Below are 19,726 nucleotides of genomic sequence, written 5' to 3'. Positions count from 1 at the left end.
TGCCTATGATCGGTCGCCTGGTGGTGGTCGGCCTGGGGTTGATCGGGGGTTCATTCGCCAAGGGCCTGCGTGAAAGCGGGCTATGCGGCGAGGTGGTAGGCGTCGATCTGGACCCGCAATCGCGCCAGTTGGCGGTTGAGCTGGGCGTAGTGGATCGCTGCGAAGCCGACCTGGCGCTGGCGTGCCAGGGGGCCGATGTGATTCAGCTGGCCGTACCGATCCTGGCCATGGAGAAGTTACTCGCGGTGCTGGCGCGGATGGACCTTGGGCAAGCGATTCTTACCGATGTCGGCAGTGCCAAGGGCAACGTGGTGCGCGCGGCGCAACTGGCCTTTGGCGGCATGCCGGCGCGCTTTGTGCCTGGGCATCCGATTGCCGGCTCCGAGCAGAGCGGGGTCGAGGCGTCGAATGCGCAGTTGTTCCGCCGCCACAAAGTCATCCTCACGCCGCTTGAGCAAACCGATCCGGCGGCTCTGGCAATGGTGGATCGTTTGTGGCGCGAGCTGGGGGCGGATGTCGAGCATATGCAGGTCGAACGCCACGACGAAGTGCTGGCGGCGACCAGTCATCTGCCGCACCTGCTCGCGTTTGGTCTGGTGGATTCGCTGGCCAAGCGCAACGAGAACCTTGAGATTTTTCGTTATGCCGCCGGTGGTTTCCGCGATTTCACGCGCATTGCCGGCAGCGACCCGGTGATGTGGCACGACATCTTCCTGGCTAATCGCGAGGCGGTGTTGCGCACGCTCGACACCTTCCGCAGCGACCTCGACGCCCTACGCGACGCGGTGGATGCCGGGGACGGCCGTCAATTATTGGGGGTGTTCACCCGTGCGCGGGTGGCGCGTGAACATTTCAGCAAGATCCTGGCTCGCCGGGCCTATATGGAAACCGCTGTGGACGCCCAAGCGCTGACGTTTCTCGCCAACCCGGGTGGCCGCTTGAACGGTCGCATCCGGGTGCCGGGCGACAAGTCGATCTCCCATCGGTCGATCATGCTGGGCTCGTTGGCCGAGGGCGTAACCGAGATCGAAGGTTTCCTGGAGGGCGAAGATGCCCTGGCGACCTTGCAGGCGTTTCGCGACATGGGGGTGGTGATCGAGGGGCCGCACCATGGTCGCGTGACCATCCATGGTGTGGGCCTGCATGGCTTGAAGCCTGCACCCGGGCCGATTTATCTGGGTAACTCTGGTACGTCCATGCGGCTGCTCTGCGGGTTGCTGGCCGCGCAACGCTTCGACAGCGTGTTGACCGGCGATGCGTCGCTGTCCAAGCGCCCGATGAACCGCGTGGCCGAGCCGCTGCGGGCGATGGGCGCGCTGATCGAGACCGGCCCGCAAGGTCGCCCGCCGTTGACCATCCGTGGCGGCCAGCCATTGAAGGGCTTGACCTACACGCTGCCGATGGCCAGTGCCCAGGTTAAATCCAGCCTGCTGCTGGCCGGTCTGTATGCCGACGGCAGGACTGCGGTGACTGAGCCCGCGCCGACCCGCGATCATACCGAACGCATGCTGCGTGGTTTTGGTTATCCGGTGACGGTGGAGGGCGCGACGGCGTCGGTCGAGTCCGGCCATGCGTTGGCGGCGACCTCGATTGAAGTGCCGGGGGATATCTCCTCGGCGGCGTTCTTTCTGGTGGCTGCTTCGATTGCCGAGGGTTCGGAGTTGGTGCTGGAGCACGTTGGTATCAATCCGACGCGGACTGGGGTGATCGATATCCTGCGGTTGATGGGCGCGGATATCCGCGTGGAAAACCTGCGCGAAGTAGGTGCGGAGCCGGTTGCCGATCTGCGGGTACGCGCCGCGGCGTTGAAAGGTATCGAGATTCCCGAGGCTTTGGTGCCGTTGGCGATCGATGAGTTTCCGGTGTTATTTATCGCGGCTGCGTGTGCTGCGGGGCGCACTGTGTTGCGCGGTGCCCAGGAGCTGCGTGTGAAGGAGTCCGATCGCATCCAGGTCATGGCCGACGGTCTGGCGGCGCTGGGTGTGAAGTGTGAAGCCACCCCGGATGGGCTTATCATTGACGGTGGCCCGATGGCCGGTGGTGAGGTTCATGCCCATGGCGACCACCGCATCGCGATGGCCTTCAGTGTGGCTGCTCTAAGGGCGGCGGCGCCGATTCGTATCCATGACTGCGCCAATGTTGCTACGTCTTTTCCGAATTTTCTTACACTGTGTGCCCAAGTCGGCATCCGTGTTGCCCAAGAGGCTCAATTGTGAATATCAAAGCACCGGTGATAACCATCGACGGGCCAAGCGGTTCGGGTAAAGGCACGATCGCCGGCATCCTGGCCAAGCGCCTCGGCTGGGGCCTGTTGGATTCCGGCGCGCTGTATCGTCTGCTGGCATTTGCTGCGCGCAATCATGGCGTCGATTTGACCAACGAGGAATCCCTGAAACTGCTGGCGGCGCACCTTGATGTGCAGTTCGTCGGGGCGACGGAAGGCCACCCCCAGCGCATCATCCTCGAAGGCGATGATGTGACGGACGACCTGCGTAACGAACAGGTAGGCTCCTTGGCCTCCCAGGTTGCCGCGCTGCCGGCGGTGCGTGACGCGTTGCTGCAGCGTCAGCGGGCTTTCCAGGAAGCGCCGGGGCTGGTGGCCGACGGCCGCGACATGGGCACCGTGGTGTTTCCCGACGCGCCGCTGAAGATTTTCCTGACGGCCAGCGCCGAGGAACGGGCGCGCCGCCGCTACTTGCAGTTGAAGGGAAAAGTCGATGGTGTTAGTCTGTCGAGTCTGCTAGATGAGATCCGTGCACGCGATGAGCGTGATACCCAGCGCGCAGTAGCCCCGCTCAAACCGGCGGCTGATGCCATCCAGCTGGATTCCACGGAGTTGTCCATCGATCAGGTGCTGGAACGCATCATGAGCGAGATCGCCATTCGCGACATCGCCGGGTGACCAAGAAGGCTGCAGGGGACCAGTCATAGTCCTGTGGTGCTTCTTTTAATTGAAACTGACCCACACCGTCTGGGGTGTGGAGATGGGCGTATTCTTCGCCCTTATCAACAGGAATTAAAATGAGCGAAAGCTTTGCGGAACTCTTTGAAGAAAGCCTAAAAACCCTGAACCTTCAGGCAGGCTCCATCATCACCGGTGTTATCGTTGATATCGATTACCAAGCTCGCTGGGTAACCGTTCACGCTGGTCTGAAGTCTGAAGCTCTGATCCCGCTGGAACAGTTCTACAACGATGCTGGTGATCTGACAATCAATGTTGGTGACGAAGTTCACGTTGCTCTGGACTCGGTTGAAGACGGTTTCGGTGAAACCAAGCTGTCCCGTGAAAAAGCCAAGCGCGCTGAATGCTGGATTGTTCTCGAAGCAGCCTTCGCAGCTGAAGAAGTGGTCAAGGGCGTTATCAACGGTAAGGTTAAAGGCGGCTTCACTGTCGACGTTAACGGCATCCGTGCGTTCCTGCCAGGTTCTTTGGTCGACGTTCGTCCAGTGCGCGACACCACGCACCTGGAAGGCAAAGAACTCGAATTCAAGGTCATCAAGCTCGACCAGAAGCGCAACAACGTTGTCGTTTCCCGTCGCAGCGTCCTGGAAGCAGAGAACTCCGCCGAGCGTGAAGCTCTGCTGGAATCCCTGCAGGAAGGCCAACAAGTCAAAGGTATCGTCAAAAACCTCACCGATTACGGCGCATTTGTCGATCTGGGTGGCGTCGATGGCCTGCTGCACATTACCGACATGGCTTGGAAGCGTATCAAGCATCCTTCCGAAATCGTCAACGTTGGCGACGAGATCGATGTCAAGGTTCTGAAGTACGATCGTGAGCGCAACCGCGTTTCCCTGGGCTTGAAGCAGCTGGGCGAAGATCCATGGGTTGCTATCAAAGCACGTTACCCAGAAGGCACTCGCGTGACCGCACGTGTTACCAACCTGACCGACTACGGCTGCTTCGCTGAGCTGGAAGAAGGCGTGGAAGGCCTGGTACACGTTTCCGAAATGGACTGGACCAACAAGAACATCCACCCTTCGAAAGTCGTACAAGTCGGCGACGAAGTGGAAGTTATGGTTCTGGACATCGACGAAGAGCGTCGTCGTATCTCCCTGGGCATCAAGCAGTGCAAATCTAACCCATGGGAAGATTTCTCTGGCCAGTTCAACAAGGGCGATAAAATCTCCGGCACCATCAAGTCGATCACCGATTTCGGTATCTTCATTGGTCTGGACGGCGGCATCGACGGCCTGGTTCACCTGTCCGACATCTCCTGGAACGAAGTGGGCGAAGAAGCTGTTCGTCGTTTCAAGAAGGGCGACGAGCTGGACACCGTTATCCTGTCGGTTGACCCAGAGCGCGAGCGCATCTCCCTGGGTATCAAGCAACTGGAAAGCGATCCGTTCTCCGAGTACGTTCAAGAGAACGACAAAGGCGCAATCGTTAAGGGCACTGTGAAAGAAGTTGACGCTAAAGGCGCCATCATCACTCTGGCCGACGATATCGAAGCGACTCTGAAAGCCTCCGAAATCAGCCGTGACCGCGTTGAAGACGCGCGCAACGTACTGAAAGAAGGCCAGGAAGTAGAAGCCAAGATCATCAGCGTTGACCGCAAGAGCCGCGTAATCCAACTCTCCATCAAGTCGAAAGACGAAGTTGAAGAGAAAGAAGCTATCCAGAGCCTGAAAGAAGCTCCGGCAGCTGCAACTGGCGAGACCACCATGGCCTCCCTGCTGCGCGAAGCGATGGCTAAGCAGAACTAAGTTCTGTAAAAGCTGTAGGAAAAGGGCGACTTCGGTCGCCCTTTTTTGTGCCTGAAATTTGTTGAATCAACAACTTAGAACCAACGCGTTCAGCTCAGTGTCGGAAGTGACTATAGTCTTCAGAAAGACTTCACCAACGCTGTTGTTTCAATAAGGATTCGGATGAACAGGCTTATCGTAGTGCTCGCCCTGGTAATGCTGGCAGGGTGCGCAAGCACCAGTGCAAAAACTTATGTGAAGCGCGGCGTCAGCGGTGTAGAGATCGACTGCTCGGGCTTAGGCAACAAGTGGGAGAAGTGCGAGAAGCGCGCTGCACGCGAGTGCAAGATGCAGGGCTACAAGGTCATCACGCGCTCCAGCGACGCCACGGATGAAGAGGGCGACTACTTGTTCGGATGGAACCCGGCAGGAGCCGTCACACGCAAGATGCTCGTAATCTGCAAATAGCCTAAGGAGCTCTGTTCGTCAGTGTTTATTCAGTCGTATATAAGTTTATGCACGGGCTGTTCAAATTCATCAAGTCATGCTAAAACCTTTGAAGCGCTTTTCCTAGCTGCTTGAAAAAGAAGGGAAAAATATGACGAAGTCGGAGTTGATCGAACGAATTGTCACCCATCAAGGGCTGCTCTCATCCAAGGATGTGGAGCTGGCTATCAAGACCATGCTTGAGCAAATGTCCCAATGCCTTGCCACCGGAGATCGCATCGAAATTCGCGGCTTCGGCAGTTTCTCCCTGCACTACCGCGCACCACGCGTAGGCCGCAACCCAAAGACCGGCCAATCCGTCAGCCTCGACGGAAAGTTCGTTCCCCACTTCAAGCCGGGCAAGGAATTGCGCGACCGGGTGAACGAGGAAGAGGAAGAGGGCGTCTGAGTGTTTTTGGGGTAGGAGAAGGTTATGCGTGGGGTTAAGCGCGTTGCACTGGTGGTTGCGGTGTTGCTTGTAGCTTTTGTGGTTTTGGCCTTCGTGCTTGAAAACCAACAGAGTGTATCGCTGTCGTTACTGGGCCAGACGAGCGGGCAGTTTCCCGTATCAGTATTCGTCGTGCTGGCACTGATCGTCGGCATGCTGATAGGGCCGCTGTTGGGCATGATGATGCGTAGTCGGCGACGTAAGCCGATTCAGAGCGCTCAATCCTAGCTGGCGCGGTCAGCGCCGCTGGAAGCGAATAGAAACGTTCTTACCGTCTGTCGGATTTTTTTTCATCTGTTCATTCTGGAATTTCAGACAGCATGAAGATGATGTCTCCCCTCTACGCCGGTTTTCTCGCCATATCATTGAGCGCCGCCGTTTCATCTTTATTACGCTAACGTCGCACGTGTCTCGTAAGGGTTGTCCCTAGGCGCATAGGAAGCGCCTTACAGATATGTCAAGCCTTGTAATATGTTAGCGAGATGGCAAAATGAAATCTGTTCTCGATAACGGGCATTTTGTGCGCTCAAAATTTGGCAGAGACGCTGGGTTTTGGCGGTCATCTAATTAGAGTAAAAAACACAATTTTGTCTGCATAACGAGCCCGCAGTTTCTCTTTGAAGGCAGGTTTTTGTTGTGACTAGCAGTTTTCGCGTCCCCTCGGCTCACTTGTCTGATGAAGTCGATCTATTTGCACTGGTACGCTTCATATGGCAAAAAAAGACCACAATTTTTATTGCCGTTGCAAGTGCCGGTCTACTCTCGGCAAGTTATGCATTTTTCTCAAAGCCCGAATATCGTGTGAATAGCGTGCTGCGTCCGGCGGCTATCAATGAATTAGATGCGCTTAATCGTTCAAATATCTATCAGCTTTCTCCTGAAAATGCACTGATTAAGGTTGGAGCTGCCCTAGAATCTTATGAAACACGTTTGGCTTTTTTTCGGGCTAACCAAAATCTATTTGAGCCTTTTGTTCAGCCCGGGCGTACGCTTGAGCAAAGCTTTGAAGAGTTCAATAGGGATTCCATCAGAATTCAGGGGCCAGATATAAAAAAAGGAAATACGCTTAACTCATATTTAAATATAGAGTTAACTTATCCTAAATATGTTGATGGCGTAACTATACTTAATACCCTGGTAGATTACGCTATCAATATAGAGCGTCGGCAGATTGCAGCTGATCTTGAAGTGATAGTTAATAATCGGTTGAATGAATTAAAAGGCAGATATGAAGTTGCTCGCTCAAATTATGAGATGGAAAAAGAAATTCGGATTGCTAAGCTAGCTGAAGCTGATCAGCTGAGGCGCGGACAGCTACAAGATGAGTTAAATGCCCGGCGCAATCAATTGAAAATTCTAAGAACGAATCGTTTGAGTCAACTCAATGAGGCAATAAGCATAGCGAGAACGTTGGGTATACGTAAACCGAGTACGCCATCTTCTTTCTCTGAAAGCGGCAATGCTGCTTACAATGTGATGCATACAGAAGTAAATAGTCAGCAGCTTCCTTTGTACTTCATGGGGACAGAGGCATTGGAAGCTGAGCGCTTTGTTATGAAACAGCGGAAATCAGATGATTTCACTGAAGGGCGTTTGGCTGAAATAGCCAAAGAGCTGAAGCTGCTTGAGACTAACCGTGAAGTGGATATTCTCAATGATCGAAAAAATGAAGAATTGTTCCTCAGCGGTGTAGAGCCATTACGTGCCGAAATGGCGAGGCTGAATGGCTTAGGTAAAGATATGACGTCACTTAAACTGGTTGTAATTGATCAGCAGGCTTCCGAACCGCGATCGCCTATTAAACCCCGGAAAATATTGATTATCGTGCTTGGGTTGACTGTCGGTTTGATACTGGGTTTGTTGCTGACTGGATGCCAGTATTTTGTGCGGCAGCGCGCTATTCTCACCTCTAAAGACCAGATTTGCTATTCCGGGGATCACGGAGACAGCGTGCGAAAAATTTGAGGTTTCGGTCTGCGCAGATAGAGTAGGGTAGCGTTCAACCTGGATGGCCGAGGCCTCTATGCGTTCTAGAGCCAGGACTTCGAATCACTAAGGCTCGTCACGAGTGTAGACCTTGGCGGCCAGCAATCCTGGCAATCGCCCGGCTGTAAGCGTTTCGTCGTGTGACAAAAAAGTTACCTGGTGAGCTGCTGAATTGAAAGGTGGTAGCAAAAGGCCTTGTTTTGGCATATTTCGCGCGTCGGTGCGGTTTTTAATGGACTGACTGCAGGCATGTTATTATTCTGCAAATGTGCTTCTCACTCATGGACGGTGCGAAACTGGGAGGGGGGAAGCATAGGTACTAAGTGTAGTATTTATGTTTTGGATTTTGGCCGTGAATGGCGGCTTCATTTTTGGTTAGGAATATAGGATGAGCGATAAACCTGTTTATGTAACCCAGCCATTTTTGCCGCCTCTTGCGGAATTTATGCCTTATTTGGAGCAAATTTGGCAGAATAAAATACTCACCAATGGTGGTGCGATGCATCAGCAGCTTGAGCGCGCGTTGTGTGAGTATTTGAATGTTGAGCACATCGCGTTATTCAATAATGGCACCATTGCATTGCTCACGGCCTTGCAATCGCTGCGGATAGGTGGGGAGGTCATCACGACTCCATACTCTTTCGTCGCAACAGCGCATTCTTTATTGTGGAACGGTATAAAGCCAGTATTTGTAGATATTGATCCGGACACCTTGAATATTGACCCTCAAAAAATCGAAGCAGCGATAACACCTCAGACTACAGCCATTATGCCAGTCCATTGTTACGGAAATCCGTGTGATGTCCAGGCAATACAAAAAATTGCAGATAACTATAATATTAAAGTTATCTACGATGCTGCGCATGCTTTCGGTGTCACGGATGCAGGCGGAAGCGTACTGCGCCATGGCGACCTAAGCGTATTGAGTTTTCATGCAACTAAAGTTTTTAACACGTTTGAAGGTGGAGCGATTATTTGTCCTGATGCAAAAACTAAACAGCGTATTGATCATCTGAAAAATTTTGGTTTTGTAGATGAGGTTACAGTAGTGGCGCCAGGTATAAATGGCAAGATGAGCGAGATTAATGCTGCTTTTGGACTTCTACAGTTAAAATATATTGATTCTATCTTCGCCGGGCGGCGTAAAGTAGACGAAAAATATCGTGAAAGGCTAAGTAAAATTAGTGGAATTACGGTTGTGGGTCATAGTAATCAGAAAGTTGCAAATTACTCTTATTTTCCTATTTTGATAGACGATAAATTCCCATTAAGCCGAGATGCTCTTTATGAAATGCTAAAAAATAACGGTATTTATGCTCGCCGTTACTTTTTTCCGCTTATTAGTGAGTTTCCTATGTATCGAGGTATGCAATCTTCACGCGCGGATAATCTTCCGGTTGCTAACAGAGTTTCGCTGAAAGTCCTCTGCTTGCCAATATTTCCAGATATGAGTGAAGATGATCAAGAGAAAGTTATATCTTTGATTGAAAATAGTTGCAGTTAATTTTCAAATAAAAATAACGAAATTTTCCAGTGCTTAGTTATGTCAGGGAATAATAGAATTGAGTTTGAAAGGGAACATAATTTCAGGTTACGTAAGTCAAATATACGTGGCCTTGATAGGTGTTTTAATACTGCCATTATACATACGGTATATGGGGGCAGAGGCCTATGGATTGATAGGTTTCTTCACAATGCTTCAAGCTTGGTTCAGTCTATTGGACATGGGGTTGACCCCAACGATAGGCCGTGAAACAGCGCGTTATAGGGCGGGCGCTTCCGGCGGTGTAGAGTTTCGCAGATTGTTTCGGGTGCTTAGTTGTATTTTTTACGGCTTGGCTTTCATCGGTGGCGGGGTACTTTTTTTCCTCTCTGAAAAAATAAGTGCCAGTTGGTTGAAACCAGTAGCTTTGAGTGCAAATGACATTCAAACAGCGCTTCAGATTATGGCTATTACAATCGCACTTCGCTGGATTGGTGGACTGTATCGCGGCGTGGTATCCGGTTCAGAGCAGATAATATGGTTGAGTGCTTTTAACGTAATCATTGCAACACTACGTTTCGTCGTCGTATTACCTGTTATGTTGTTATATGGCGCGACACCCTTTGTTTTCTTTTGGTTTCAATTATTAGTGTCGGTCATAGAAGTGGTTGGTCTTTTCTATAAAAGCCGTTTACTACTTCCAATATTGGGAGCTGAGCGAATAGGTTGGTCTATAGAGCCGATCAAGCCAGTCTTAAAATTTTCTCTTTCTATCGCTTTTACATCTGCGGTTTGGATACTGGTAACCCAGTCGGATAAGTTAATTTTATCTAACGTGCTAGCGTTGTCCGAATATGGGCACTTTACTCTAGCGGTGCTAATGGCTAGCGGTATTATGGTCATCAGTGGACCTATCAGTTTGGCGATCATGCCAAGAATGGCGAAATTACATATGGAGAATATGAGGTCGGATCTGATTAAGGTTTATCGTGATGCCACGCAAATAGTCAGTGTCATCTCAGGTGCAGCAGCGATCACAATGTTCTTCTGTTCTGAGACGGTGGTATACCTATGGACGGGAGATGCAAAACTTGCACAGGAAGTTTCTCCAATACTTTCATTGTACAGCGTAGGTAACGGGATTCTTTCAATTGGTGCTTTTCCTTACTATCTCCAGTATGCAAAGGGTAATTTAAAATATCACCTGTTCGGCAATTTAGGACTGCTTTTATTTTTGATTCCGCTGATAATCTTGGCGGCAAGAGAATATGGCGCCATAGGTGCAGGTATTGTCTGGGTGGCGATGAACGCCATTTATCTATTTGTATGGGTTGCTTATGTTCACTATAAACTTGAGCCAGGCATTCATCTGAAGTGGATTATGAGAGACGTTCTCACCATTATTTTTCCCGCAATATTAATTGGTGCCTTATTCGAATACGTCATGCTAAAGGTTTTCCACTACAATGGTAATAGCTTTGTCTATTTAACCTTTTTCGGGTTGGTCGTATTAGCAACTGCAATATTAGGATCCTCCTATAGCAGATCTATATTTTCCAGTAAGGTCCTAGCTAGAGGATGAAAATGTTATGAATGAAATTAAAGTAACTAGTTATAAGGTTTCGGTATGCGTAGTTTCCTATAATCAGGAAAAATATATAGGGGCGTGCTTGCAGAGTATCGTGGATCAAGTATGTGATTTTGATTTTGAAATAATTGTAGGAGATGACGCGTCTACGGATGACACAAAAAAAATAATTTCAGAATTTGCGGAAAACTATCCAAATCTAATTGTACCTGTTTATCATGAGAAAAACGTTGGTTTTACAAGTAACTATACATCTGTTCATGCTCGTGCGCGCGGTCAATATGTAGCCCACATCGATGGGGATGATCTAATGTGCGCGGGGAAGTTGCAAAGGCAGGCAGACTATCTCGATCAGAACGAAGGATGCAACTTGGTCTGGCACCAAGCTAAATTTTTTAACTCAGTAGGCGCCACTTATGTGCGGCCTGCCGTGGGGTCGCCCATTATTGAACGTAAGTTATTTGTTCGCGACTTATTATTGTACGGTTCGGTAGCCGTCCACAGCTCCACAATGTACCGCGTTGAAAGATATTTTTGGGACGATACATGCACAATCGATGCATTTGATTGGTATGTTTCAGTACGTCTTTTAGGTGGGGGTTATGCTTACGTTCTCGAAGATGTACTAGGAATGTACCGCTTACATTCGGCAGGATTATCCAGCGGTGGCAAGCCAACCGACCAAATGAGGAGGTTTGTAAGCAATAGCCAGCTTGATTTCTTAGACAGGTATCCCGAGTTTAGGAAGGAAATTGCTGCTCGTGCACTGATGACCTTGATATTGGATGCACTGCACTTAAGAAGTAGCACGAAATATGCTTTGAAAGTGTTGATAAAGGCAAAGGCGATTCCACGTGTAGCTGATTTAGTTGAGCTTTATAGGTTTTACAAGATCAGTCGCCGTTCTAATATATAATGAAAATTTAAGACGTATTTTAATTCTCCATAATTTTTTGTTGTTCTAGCGAAAATGAATAGTTTAACAGATAGGCGGCTAACGTAATGAGAAACAGGGAAATGTCGTTACCTACCTCTATGCTGGTATTATTGCTGGTGCTCGGATTTCCCCGCGTATATGGGACAGAATTGCCTATGGCGATTTTATTGATACCATTTTTTCTGCTCGGTTTTTTCAGAATGATGTTCATTAAAGGCTCGCTGATGCTAGTTTTTTTTGGATTATTCACGGTCTGGTTATTGGGTGGCATATTTGCCTGTTGGTATGGTAGTGGCACATTGCAAGACCTTTTTTTTCATTTTGTATTGTCTAGTAAAATTATTTTAAACTTCTTTTTTGGATATGTCGTTTATAGAGTGTTGAAAGATAAGCCTCAAGCTTTACTTATATGGTTGCTTTTCCAACTTTTTGTAATCGTGATGTCGGTCTTGAATGCATCGGTCTATGCCTTCTTATTAGGATTTATATCCCCGAGGTCAGCAGAAGTTTTCCAGTATGTATATGGCCTACGTGCGCTTGGCTTTGGTCTCTTTCATGTTGACGGCGCGCTGATGTTAATCGTGGCGGCTTTTTATTATATTTTGATATCTGGTTCGAGTGTTCTTAAGAACATCTTCCTGATATTTATGCTCCCAATTTCGATGGCTATGGCGAGAAGTGCAATAGTAGCGTACGTTATTTTTGGTGTTATTCGTCGGGGCATTAGTTTTAAGATGATTTTGCTTGTTTCATTTTTTCTTATGCTGACCATTGGCCTCTTTGTAACGTCAGGTCCATTTTATGAGGCTACGGAGCTTTTTCGAAATTATCTAGATGACGGGCAGCTATCGAGTCATAGTGTTGCAGGGATGGCTGATATGTATATTTTTCCGAGCTCGATTGACGTATATCTGTTTGGTGCAGGTAAATATTTTTCGGGAAGTGCAGATGCGCTGGAGTTTTATATGGGTACGGATATTGGCTATCTGCGAATACTCTATTTCTCTGGTTTGGGTTCGCTGCTAATTTTTATATTACTGAATTCGCACTGTCTAATAAGCTTGTTATTTGACAGCTATTTTCCTGGCAGAATAGACATTAGGTTGTTTGCGCTTTCGCTTATCGCACTTTTTCTAATTATCACATCGAAGGGTTTGCAAGTGATGCCGTTATTCTCGATTGTGTTATATCTTCATGCTGCTGATTTGAAAAGCGCCTATAGGAACAAAATCTTTCGTAACAAAAAGCTCGTAGAAATAGCGGAAGAATGAGCTAGGTCGTGGACGTTCAGTAATTGGAGGTTGCTTTGTGAAGGTATTAATATTTGGCGCGAGTGGGTTTGTCGGCGCTAGGCTGTTGGCTTCGTTGGTCCTCGCAGGTCACGATGTTCGTATTCTCAGTAGAAGATCTAATTACGACTCGCATGATTCTATTGAATATATATGTGGCGATTTGGTCTCTGGAGACTTGGATTTTGATAGGCTAGTCCAAGGTTGCGATGTTATTTACAACTGTGCAGGTGAGATTCGTAATGAGTCAGCTATGCACGATCTGCACGTTGGTGCTATGCAAAAGATTCTCGCATCAATCAGCCGGCAAAAGCGCGAACCTACTAAGAAAATTCATTTGGTTCAGTTGAGTAGCGTAGGAGCCTATGGTTCTGCACGCGGAAGCAGGGTTGTGGATGAGTCGACACCTTCAAATCCAAAGGGGCCTTATGAAAACACGAAAACTGAAGCTGATGAATTGATCATTAAATCGGCGGCTACAGGAAGTTTTACTTTTAGTATAATCCGGCCCTCTAACATCTTTGCAGCCGATATGCCTAATTCATCATTGCGCCAGTTAGCGAGTTTGATCAAACGTGGCTTGTTTTTTTTCGTTGGTGCACGAGGCGCAATTTCTACGTATGTGCATGTTGACGATGTGGTAGATGTGTTGATTAAAGCGGGTATTGACGAGCGTGCAAAAAACAACATCTACAATGTTTCTAACGATTGTCCATTGGAAGCGTTGATCAATGGTCTAGCTGATGCTATGGGCGTGCCCTATCCAAAATATCGGTTTCCGGAGTTTCTAGTAAGGATGGGGGCCTATTTTACTCGCTTCATCATGTCAGCTCCGGTCACTCAGGAACGAATTGATTCGCTCGTGAGTCAAACAACTTATAGTACGGAAAAACTTAAGACAGAGTTAGGTTTCGTACCTAAGCGTTCGGTGCCTGTACACATTGGTGAGGTGGTTTCCAAATAATATCAGTTTCTCGGCTTAAAGGGAGTTTGTATCCCAAGCGAAATTGCATTGCTACGTCAGGGGAGAGGATAAGTGACCGTTAAAAGTCTTAAAATAGCTAGAGTCGCAACAGTGCCGATTTTTGTCGTTGCTCATTTGAGAAAGCAACTTCATTATTTAACGGAAGCTGGTGCTGATGTCCATGTTATCACCAGTGATGGGGAGCACTCCAATGAAGTACGCGATATTAAAGATATAACCTTTAGTATTGTTAATATTCCCAGAAAAATTGATTTAATTAATGATTTTATCGGTTTAATTGCGTTGTTTTTAATTTTTCGACGAAAACAATTTGACATTATCCACTCTACGACACCCAAAGCAGGCCTGCTGTGTGCTCTTGCCGGAAAGCTGGCAGGTAACAAGGTAAGGTTGCACACGTTCACCGGTCAACCTTGGGCAACGATGAATGGTTTTAAAAGTCTATTACTTAAAAATTGCGATAAGCTGATCGGTTTTTTGAATACTAAGTGCTACGCAGACAGCAATAGTCAGATGGAATTCCTAATTGCCAATGGTATTGTATCAAAAAGGAAAATATCAGTATTAGGTGAAGGCTCAGTTGCGGGAATAGATTTAAAGCGTTTTCGACGAGATCGATATAGTGACGAAGAGATTTTCGAATTTAAGTCCTCTATCGGTCTACCCCTTGGATCTAAAGTCATACTCTTCGTTGGTAGAATAACTGCCGATAAAGGTATTAAGGAGTTAGTCGGCGCTTTCAATACTCTATGCGCGACCAACGCGGACACGTATCTCGTTTTGGTCGGGCCTCTTGAAGAAGATGGGCGGTTGGCACTGTCTGCGATTAACCCGCTAACATCTCAAAGGGTTAAGTTTTTAGGTTTTTCAAATGAGCCGGAAAAGTACATGCGGATGGCTGATATTCTGTGTTTGCCCAGCTATCGGGAAGGGTTTGGCACCGTAGTCATCGAAGCTGCTGCAATGGGCACGCCTACAGTCGGTACATCGATATACGGTCTAACCGATGCAGTTGTACACGAAAAATCTGGTCTGCTCGTTCCCGTGCGTGATGAAGAGGCCCTCGCGAGCGCACTATCGCTTTTGCTTGACGACGATGCGCTTCGGCTCAAAATGGCCACTTACGCACAAAACCGTGCCGAAGAGAAATTCGATACGGCGGTAGTTTCCAAGTGCTTGGTCGATGAGTACGAGGCGCTCAGCCGTAAATGATAAATCGTCGTTTTACAGGTTTTATGATGAAAAGAGTTATTGATATAGTCGTTGCTTTTCTCATGCTGTTGATCTTGTCTCCGGCACTAATCCTAGTCGCAGTACTTGTCAAGAAAAAGCTTGGCAGTCCGGTGCTTTTTAACCAGACGCGGACAGGTATCAATGGCACCAGTTTCGAAATATTCAAGTTCCGTACAATGCTGGATGCCAATGGTGATGATGGCTTGCCATTGCCTGACGCTCAACGAATGACTAAATTCGGCTCTTTCTTAAGGGCCAGTAGTCTAGATGAACTACCTGGATTATGGAACGTACTGAGGGGCGATATGAGTTTGGTGGGGCCTCGACCTCTGTTGCCAGAATATTTACCTCTCTACAGTCCTGAGGAAAATCGTCGGCATGAGGTGCGTCCAGGGGTAACTGGCTGGGCGCAAGTTAACGGTCGCAACTCGTTGAGTTGGCAGGAGAAATTTAAGTTGGATGTATGGTATGTGGAAAACAGATCGCTTTGGTTGGATATAAAGATTCTGTTCTTAACGATAAAAAAAGTAATTGCACGTGAAGGTATCGGGGCCGAAGGCGAAGTAACGATGTCTAAATTTACAGGAAAAAACTGATGAAGAAGCTTGCGATCCTTGGGGCTGGCGGCCATGGCAAGGTTGTTGCTGATGCCGCTGAGTGTTGCGGATGGGCTCATATCAGCTTTTTCGAGGATTCTTGGCCGGACCGTTCGCAGAATGCCGGTTGGGAGATCTGCGGCACGACTTCTGATTTGTTAAAGCGGCTCGATGAGTTTCAGGGGGTCATCGTTGCGATCGGCCATAACCAGGCAAGGGGCGAAAAGTTGAGCTTGCTTGAGTCTGCGGGGGCGGAAATTGTCAGTATCGTCCATCCGAGTGCGACGGTGAGCAGGTACGCCGAAATTGGCAGGGGATCAGTTGTGTTTGCTGGTGCTTGTGTCAACGCATGTGCAATTATTGGAACCGGTGCGATTATCAATACAGGGTCCAGTGTTGACCATGACTGCGTATTGGGCACTAATGTGCACATATGTCCTGGCGCCAGGCTGGCCGGGAACGTAACCGTAGGGGACTACTCCTGGGTGGGCATAGGCTCTTGCGTAAAACAAATGGTCTGTATTGGTATGCGGGTGACTGTGGGCGCTGGGTCGGCGGTCGTTAAAGATATTTACGATGACCTTGTGGTCGTAGGCGTCCCAGCCCGCCCTGTGAAGAGTTCTTGAGGCGTCCGGTTTACGGATTTTTTATTTTTTGAATAGACGGATTTGTCAGTGCTAAATACTCCATTTTCTGTTTGGCCTTCATTCTCTGAGGAGGAGGCTGACGCGGTAAAAGATGTAATTTTGTCCAACAGGGTCAATTATTGGACGGGGCAGGAGTGTCGCGAGCTAGAAAAGGAGTTTGCCGCTTGGGCAGGAACCCAATACGCAATTGCACTGACCAACGGCACTGTAGCGCTTGATCTGGCGCTTAAAGCATTAGGTGTCGGTCCAGGACATGAAGTCGTAGTTACTCCACGCACGTTTCTTGCCTCGGTGTCGAGTATCGTAAATTCAGGAGCTAAACCTGTTTTTGCCGAGGTGGATGCGGATACTCAAAATATTACTGCAGAAACGATCCGTGCGGTTCTTACGCCCAAAACAAAAGCGATTATATGTGTGCACCTCGCCGGCTGGCCGTGTGATATGGACCCAATCATGGAGCTGGCTGAGCAATATAACCTGAAGGTGGTCGAAGATTGTGCTCAGGCGCATGGTGCCCGTTACAAAGGTCGCGCTGTTGGTTCTATAGGACATGTGGGGGCTTGGTCGTTTTGCCAGGATAAAATTATGACCACTGGTGGTGAGGGCGGTATGGTTACCACCAATGATCGTTACTTGTGGTCAACTATGTGGTCTTTTAAAGATCATGGCAAAAGCTGGGAGGCCGTATACGAACGGCCACACTCTCCTGGTTTTAACTGGCTGCATGAGAGTTTTGGTACGAATTGGAGAATGCTTGAAGTCCAAGCGGTACTAGGCCGAATCCAACTGCGAAAAATGCCTGAGTGGCACGCCGCTCGCCTTTCTAATGCCATACAGATTTGGGAGCGGGCTTCCAAATTGGATGGATTGAGGGTCCCAGCGATTCCGTCGGATATCGAACATGCGGCTTATAAGTGCTACATCTTTGTACGATCTGAGAAGCTAGCTGCGGGCTGGAACCGAGATCGTATTATTCAGGAGATTATTTCGCGCGGAGTTCCTTGTTATTCTGGCTCTTGCTCAGAGGTATACCTTGAGAAAGCGTTTGACAATACGGGCTGGCGTCCAGTAGAGCGCCTGTGCGTTGCTCAGAAACTGGGAGAGACCAGTTTGATGTTTTTGGTCCATCCTACTCTTACCGATGAGGAGATAAATAAAACATGTAATGTATTGGAAGACGTACTAATGCTCGCTACCGAATCCAATTAGTGCATATTATTTTTGCTCTTGTATAATTTTTGCATAACATAGCAGCATGTAGTCTTAAATTTTTATAATTTAAGTTTAGCAGCGGTGTAGATTTGGGTCCGGAGGGTTTTAGCGTGGGGATGGAAGAGATTCGTATTTTTCTACAAGGACTACCTCGTAGAAAAAAACGATTGATTCAAGTAATAACTGATGTGATTCTAGTGTGGTTTGCACTATGGCTAGCATTTTTGGTGCGGCTGGGTATTGATGAAATGGTCAATCCAGTAACTGCCCATTTCTGGCTTTTTCTTAGCGCGCCAATTATAGCAATTCCCTTATTTGTTCGTTTCGGTATGTACCGTGCGGTCATGCGTTATTTTGGTAATGATGCCCTTATCGCTATAATTAAAGCGGTTAGTCTGTCTTCGTTAATTTTGGGTGTAGTAGTTTATTGGTATAGCAATCACCAGAATGTAGTGCCACGCTCAATAATTTTTAATTATTGGTGGCTCAGTCTGATAATGATTGGCGGCTTGCGCTTGGCCATGCGTCAGTACTTTTTGGGCGATTGGTTTGCTGCAGCCCAGCATATGCCTTTTACTAACCGAGACGATGGCCTGCCGAAAGTAGCAATTTACGGTGCTGGCGCTGCTGGTAATCAGCTAGTCGCAGCGTTAAGAATGGGACGATTAATGCGTCCTGTCGCCTTCATTGATGATGACATCAGTATCACTGATCGTGTTATAGCTGGGCTGCAGGTATACAAACCTAAGCACATACAGAAGATGATTGATATCACTGGCGCTCAGGAAATACTGTTGGCCATCCCCTCTTCAAATCGTGGTCGTCGACGTGAAATACTTGGGTATCTCGAAGGTTTCCCTCTACATGTCAGAAGTGTCCCAGGTTTCATGGATCTTGCAAGCGGCCGAGTAAAAGTAGATGACATCCAAGAAGTAGATATTGCCGACCTTCTTGGTCGTGACTCCGTGCCAGCCCAAGGTGACCTGCTGGAGCATTGCATTAAAGAACGGAGCGTTTTAGTCACTGGAGCCGGTGGTTCGATTGGCTCGGAATTGTGCAGGCAGATATTACTGTTGCGTCCAACGGCGCTTTTGTTGTTTGAACATAGTGAATATAATCTATATAGCATACTGTCGGAGCTTGAACAACAAATAGCCAGGGAGTCGTTATCAGTAAAGCTACTTCCAATACTGGGTTCTGTGCGCGATCAATCAAAATTGCTCGATGTCATGAAAACCTGGAAGGTTAATACTGTGTATCATGCCGCTGCATACAAGCATGTTCCTATGGTAGAACATAATATTGCCGAGGGTGTGTTAAATAACGTTGTCGGCACCCTTAACACTGCGCAAGCTGCTTTGCAAGCAGGCGTTGATAATTTTGTTCTTATTTCTACTGACAAGGCTGTACGACCAACCAATATTATGGGAAGTACGAAACGTCTCTCCGAGTTAACACTACAAGCATTAAGTCGTGAAGTGGCTCCCGTACTTTTTAGAAGTCATTCAAATACCTCTGAGATTAATAAAACGCGCTTCACGATGGTTCGTTTTGGAAATGTTCTGGGATCCTCGGGTTCCGTGATTCCACTCTTTCATAAGCAGATAAAATCTGGCGGTCCGCTTACTGTTACACATCCAAAGATTACTCGTTACTTCATGACAATTCCCGAAGCCGCACAATTGGTGATACAGGCAGGGTCTATGGGTATGGGGGGCGACGTATTTGTTCTGGATATGGGGGAACCTGTAAAGATTGTCGAGTTAGCAGAAAAAATGATTCATTTGTCTGGCTTGAGTGTTCGTTCGGATAAAAATCCTCACGGTGATATTGCGATCGAATTTACCGGCCTCCGTCCCGGCGAGAAACTCTACGAAGAGCTACTTATCGGTGATAATGTGGTGCCCACAAGACACCCAATGATAATGAGCGCGAATGAAGACTACATTCCATGGGAAATACTCAAAGGAAAGCTGACTGAGTTGCTCTCTGCAGTTGATCATGACGACTACACCCGGGTCCGCCAGCTCCTTCGTGACACCGTTAGTGGTTACACTCCCGATGGCGAAATCGTTGACTGGATATACCAGCAACGTCGCCTAGAACCGTAGTTAACACTCTGTAACTCATGCATTTTTGACTAGTCCGAA

17 protein-coding genes are annotated in these 19,726 nt (G+C 48.3%); all 17 read left to right on the top strand.

Annotated features, from left to right (window positions below):
- The first annotated feature begins 5 nt into the window (after positions 1 to 5).
- The 17 genes from QRN10_RS22010 (at position 6) to QRN10_RS21930 (ending at position 19,687) form a co-directional block, all read left to right on the top strand.
- On the top strand, positions 6 to 2,216 hold the full coding sequence (locus QRN10_RS22010; protein ID WP_285429168.1) for a bifunctional prephenate dehydrogenase/3-phosphoshikimate 1-carboxyvinyltransferase: 2,211 nt from the start codon (positions 6 to 8) through the stop codon (positions 2,214 to 2,216).
- Complete coding sequence (cmk, locus tag QRN10_RS22005; RefSeq protein WP_181078237.1) at positions 2,213 to 2,902, top strand: (d)CMP kinase; 690 nt, start codon at positions 2,213 to 2,215, stop codon at positions 2,900 to 2,902. Before QRN10_RS22010 ends, cmk begins: the two co-directional genes overlap by 4 nt.
- 119 nt (positions 2,903 to 3,021) lie before the next feature.
- Entirely contained in the window at positions 3,022 to 4,707 is a 1,686-nt protein-coding gene (gene rpsA / locus QRN10_RS22000) for a 30S ribosomal protein S1 (protein ID WP_124361860.1), read from the top strand.
- Between the two features lie 162 nt (positions 4,708 to 4,869).
- A complete protein-coding gene (locus QRN10_RS21995; protein WP_181078239.1) occupies positions 4,870 to 5,154 on the top strand; it encodes a hypothetical protein in 285 nt (94 codons plus the stop codon).
- A 130-nt stretch (positions 5,155 to 5,284) separates the two neighbouring features.
- Entirely contained in the window at positions 5,285 to 5,581 is a 297-nt protein-coding gene (gene ihfB, locus QRN10_RS21990; RefSeq protein WP_003189779.1) for an integration host factor subunit beta, read from the top strand.
- A gap of 24 nt (positions 5,582 to 5,605) precedes the next feature.
- The gene (locus tag QRN10_RS21985; RefSeq protein WP_253511416.1) at positions 5,606 to 5,848 is read left to right on the top strand and encodes a LapA family protein; all 243 of its coding nucleotides are present in this window, start codon (positions 5,606 to 5,608) and stop codon (positions 5,846 to 5,848) included.
- 408 nt (positions 5,849 to 6,256) lie between these two features.
- The gene (locus QRN10_RS21980; RefSeq protein ID WP_181078242.1) at positions 6,257 to 7,585 is read left to right on the top strand and encodes a Wzz/FepE/Etk N-terminal domain-containing protein; all 1,329 of its coding nucleotides are present in this window, start codon (positions 6,257 to 6,259) and stop codon (positions 7,583 to 7,585) included.
- A gap of 409 nt (positions 7,586 to 7,994) precedes the next feature.
- Entirely contained in the window at positions 7,995 to 9,110 is a 1,116-nt protein-coding gene (locus QRN10_RS21975) for a DegT/DnrJ/EryC1/StrS family aminotransferase (RefSeq protein ID WP_181078244.1), read from the top strand.
- Between the two features lie 58 nt (positions 9,111 to 9,168).
- A complete protein-coding gene (locus tag QRN10_RS21970) occupies positions 9,169 to 10,671 on the top strand; it encodes an oligosaccharide flippase family protein (RefSeq protein ID WP_285429139.1) in 1,503 nt (500 codons plus the stop codon).
- A gap of 7 nt (positions 10,672 to 10,678) precedes the next feature.
- The gene (locus tag QRN10_RS21965; RefSeq protein ID WP_285429138.1) at positions 10,679 to 11,593 is read left to right on the top strand and encodes a glycosyltransferase family 2 protein; all 915 of its coding nucleotides are present in this window, start codon (positions 10,679 to 10,681) and stop codon (positions 11,591 to 11,593) included.
- A 101-nt stretch (positions 11,594 to 11,694) separates the two neighbouring features.
- Positions 11,695 to 12,885, top strand: a complete 1,191-nt coding sequence (locus QRN10_RS21960; protein WP_285429137.1) for a hypothetical protein — start codon at positions 11,695 to 11,697, stop codon at positions 12,883 to 12,885.
- A gap of 37 nt (positions 12,886 to 12,922) precedes the next feature.
- Positions 12,923 to 13,867: an NAD-dependent epimerase/dehydratase family protein gene (locus QRN10_RS21955; RefSeq protein WP_181078252.1), complete on the top strand. Its 945-nt coding sequence runs from the start codon at positions 12,923 to 12,925 to the stop codon at positions 13,865 to 13,867.
- Positions 13,868 to 13,939: 72 nt separating this feature from the next.
- Positions 13,940 to 15,100: a glycosyltransferase gene (locus tag QRN10_RS21950; RefSeq protein ID WP_285429136.1), complete on the top strand. Its 1,161-nt coding sequence runs from the start codon at positions 13,940 to 13,942 to the stop codon at positions 15,098 to 15,100.
- Between the two features lie 23 nt (positions 15,101 to 15,123).
- Entirely contained in the window at positions 15,124 to 15,717 is a 594-nt protein-coding gene (locus tag QRN10_RS21945) for a sugar transferase (protein ID WP_181078298.1), read from the top strand.
- Complete coding sequence (locus QRN10_RS21940) at positions 15,717 to 16,343, top strand: acetyltransferase (protein ID WP_253511423.1); 627 nt, start codon at positions 15,717 to 15,719, stop codon at positions 16,341 to 16,343. Before QRN10_RS21945 ends, QRN10_RS21940 begins: the two co-directional genes overlap by 1 nt.
- 48 nt (positions 16,344 to 16,391) lie before the next feature.
- A complete protein-coding gene (locus QRN10_RS21935; RefSeq protein ID WP_285429135.1) occupies positions 16,392 to 17,573 on the top strand; it encodes a DegT/DnrJ/EryC1/StrS family aminotransferase in 1,182 nt (393 codons plus the stop codon).
- 119 nt (positions 17,574 to 17,692) lie between these two features.
- On the top strand, positions 17,693 to 19,687 hold the full coding sequence (locus QRN10_RS21930) for a polysaccharide biosynthesis protein (RefSeq protein ID WP_285429134.1): 1,995 nt from the start codon (positions 17,693 to 17,695) through the stop codon (positions 19,685 to 19,687).
- Positions 19,688 to 19,726: the final 39 nt, after the last annotated feature.

The organism is Pseudomonas sp. lyk4-R2A-8 (assembly GCF_030209095.1).
Classification (GTDB): Bacteria; Pseudomonadota; Gammaproteobacteria; order Pseudomonadales; family Pseudomonadaceae; genus Aquipseudomonas; species Aquipseudomonas quebecensis.
The sequence above is the reverse complement of the archived record's forward strand: the minus strand, read 5'-3'. Positions and strand labels throughout refer to the sequence as shown.